Consider the following 296-nt stretch of genomic DNA (forward strand, 5'->3'; position numbering starts at 1 on the left):
TTCTGTACCTTCTGGAGCAGGTTGACGACCTGGGCCTGGATGGAGACGTCCAGGGCGGAGACGGGTTCGTCGGCGACGATCAGCTTCGGTTCCAGGGCGAGGGCGCGGGCGACGCCGATGCGCTGGCGCTGGCCGCCGGAGAACTCGTGCGGGAAGCGGTTGAAGTGCTCGGGGTTCAGGCCCACGATTTCGAGGAGTTCGCGGACCCGCTTCTCCCGGCCACCGGGCGGGTTGATGCCGTTGATCTCCATCGGACCCGAGATGATCTTGCCGACCGTCTGCCGCGGGTTCAGCGA

Annotated in this window: 1 protein-coding gene; it reads right to left on the reverse strand. The window is 66.9% G+C overall.

Features of this window, described 5'->3' with window-relative positions:
* On the reverse strand, window positions 1–296 hold a 296-nt coding region (locus NX794_RS35850; protein ID WP_258783899.1), incomplete at both ends, for an ATP-binding cassette domain-containing protein.

Source organism: Streptomyces pyxinicus, assembly GCF_024753135.1.
In the GTDB taxonomy this organism is placed as follows: domain Bacteria; phylum Actinomycetota; class Actinomycetes; order Streptomycetales; family Streptomycetaceae; genus Streptomyces; species Streptomyces pyxinicus.